3 protein-coding genes are annotated in these 2,434 nt (G+C 70.0%); all 3 read right to left on the bottom strand.

Annotated features, from left to right (window positions below; all coding sequences use genetic code 11):
• Positions 1-68: 68 nt before the first annotated feature.
• Positions 69-545 (bottom strand): nucleoside deaminase, encoded by a 477-nt coding sequence (locus ACFWF3_RS32250; RefSeq protein ID WP_378989901.1) that lies wholly within the window; start codon positions 543-545, stop codon positions 69-71.
• A complete protein-coding gene (locus tag ACFWF3_RS32245) occupies positions 542-1,522 on the bottom strand; it encodes an ornithine cyclodeaminase family protein (RefSeq protein WP_379317611.1) in 981 nt (326 codons plus the stop codon). Before ACFWF3_RS32245 ends, ACFWF3_RS32250 begins: the two co-directional genes overlap by 4 nt.
• Positions 1,523-1,550: 28 nt before the next feature.
• On the bottom strand, positions 1,551-2,434 hold an 884-nt coding region (locus ACFWF3_RS32240), incomplete at its 5' end, for an ABC transporter permease (RefSeq protein ID WP_379317609.1).

The following is a 2,434-nucleotide window of genomic DNA, read 5'->3' as shown; positions in this document are numbered from 1 at the left end:
GCCTTGAAGTCCTTGACGACGATGTCGCCGACCTTGACCACGGTGCCGTGGACCTCGGTGTCTTCGGGCTAGTTCTGCGCGGCCGCGCGGAACACGGCGAGAGCTTCCTCGCCCAGGTGTGGTCCGCTGACCTCGACCGGCACGTTCGAGCTCGCGACGACCTCGGCGCAGGTGAGTCCGAAACTGGTACCCGGGGGCATGATCGGCCCGAATTCGGCTGCGGCCGCGGCGAAGACGATGCGGCCGACCCCGGCCCACACCATCGCGGCGGCGCACATCGGGCACGGTTCGCCACTGGCGTAGACGGTGGCGCCCCGCAGTTTCGCCGCGTGGCCCGCGGCGGTCGCGAGGGTGATCGCGACCAGTTCGGCGTGGGTGGTGACGTCGCCGGTGGTGTTCACCGCGTTCACACCCTCGGCCAGGACCGCGCCGTCGTGGCCGAGAGCGACCGCGCCGAAGGGGCGATCGCCGAGCGCGGTGGCGTGCCCGGCGAGGTCGATGGCGCGACGCAGATGGGTGATGTCGATATCGGTCAGCTCGCTCATGAGGTGAGATCCACTTCCGTTCCGATGCCGTTGGCGCGGGCCTTGTCGATGAGCAGGCGGGCGGCGGCCAGATCCTGCAGGCCGATGCCCACCGAATTGAACAGGGTGATGTCGCGGTCGTCGTGACGGCCGGCTGCCCGGCCCGCGATCACCTCGCCCAGCTCGGTGCCCACCGCGTCCTGCGTGATCGCGCCTTCGGCGATGGCCATCAGCGTGTCGCCGGATTTGGTGAGCGTGGTGCCGATCGAGTCTACGACGACCCTGGACCGGCGCATGGCCTCGCCGTCCACCTCCCGGTGATCCGCCCTCGGCGGTGCGCCCACCGCGTTGACGTGCAGACCGTCGCCGAACCAGGCGCCGTGGACGATCGGCTCGCGGGACGGCGTGAGGGTGCACAACACGTCGGCGGCGCGGGTGACCGACTCCGGGCTGTCGAGGGCACGCACGTTGAGACCGAGATCGGCTATCGCACTGCGGAATCGGTCGACCGTAGCTGCGGTGCGCGACCAGACCAGCACGGTCTCGAGCTCGCGCACGGTCGCAATCGCGCGCGTGTGCTCCACGGCCAGATTGCCCGCGCCGATAACACCGAGTACCGAACTCGATGGTCGGGACAGATATTTCGTCGCCACCGCGCTGGCGGCGGCCGTCCGCACGGCGGTGACGAGGCGTCCGTCGATCAGTGCCTCGCACGAACCGTCGGCCGCCGAGGTCACCACGATCACCGACCGCTGCACCGGCAACCCGCGCCCGCGATTGGCGGGCAGGTCGGCGAGCAGTTTGACCGCGGCGGCACCGGCGGATTCGGCGGCGGCGACCATGGGCACGAAGGCCGCGCCGCCCAGTGTCATCGCCGGTGGAGCGGGGACGAACGCGGTGCCCAGCGCCAGATCGGCGTGCGCGCGCTCGACGGCGGCGAGCACCTCACCGCGGTCGAGGACGGCGGTCACATCGGAGTGCGACAGGATCAGAGTCAACGGTGGCTCCTGCGAAAGTAGGGGCGGGTCAGGAAGTTCGGGCGAAGGCGACGGTGAGGTCGCGCGGCGAGCGGCTGTTGCCGACCAAGCCGCTGACGGCCACGATCGCGATCAGATAGGGCAGCATCACCAGCAACGCGAACGGCACATCGACGCCGAGGGCGGGCAGTGCGAACTGCAGGGCCTGGGCGAGACCGAAGAACACCGATGCCCAGATCACCCCGAGCGCACGCCAGCGGCCTGCGATCACCGCGACCACGGCGAGATAGCCGATGCCGCCGGTCATGTTGTCGCTGAACGAATGCACCTCCGACAGCGCCAATTGCGCGCCGCCGAGGCCGGCAGCGAACGCGGCGAGCAGCACACAGCCGTACCGGGCGGCCTTCACCGGCAGACCAGTGCGGTCGGCGGCGACGGCGTCTTCACCGATCGCGTCGATCACCAGACCCAGCTTGGTGCGGCGGGAGAACACGACCGCCAGGACGGCGACGACCGCGATGCACAGATAGCCGAGCGCGGTCTGCCCGAACAGGGCGGGACCGATAACCGGGATATGGTGCAGCACCGGTATCGGCAGCGCGTCGAAACCGGGAACGCTGTGGCCCTTGCCGTCGTCGAGTAGCAGGCGCGCACCGTAGGTGGTGGCGCCGAGTGCCAACGCGTTGCCGGCGATGCCGACGACGATCTGGTCGGCGCGCAAGCCGATACTCCAGATCGCTTGCAGCGCACCGAAGATCAGGGCAGCGAGCACGGCGGTGGCCGCGCCGAGTACCGGCGAACCGGTGGTGACGGCGCCGAGCACGCCGGCGAACGCGCCGGTCAGCATCATCGCCTCGAGGCTCAGATTGAGCACACCCGCGCGTTCGCTGACCAGCTCACCGCTCGCGGCGACGAGGATGGGCAGGGTGAAAC

This window comes from Nocardia sp. NPDC060220 (genome assembly GCF_042727815.1).
Lineage (GTDB): Bacteria > Actinomycetota > Actinomycetes > Mycobacteriales > Mycobacteriaceae > Nocardia.
This window is presented reverse-complemented; position numbering and strand designations above follow the sequence as displayed.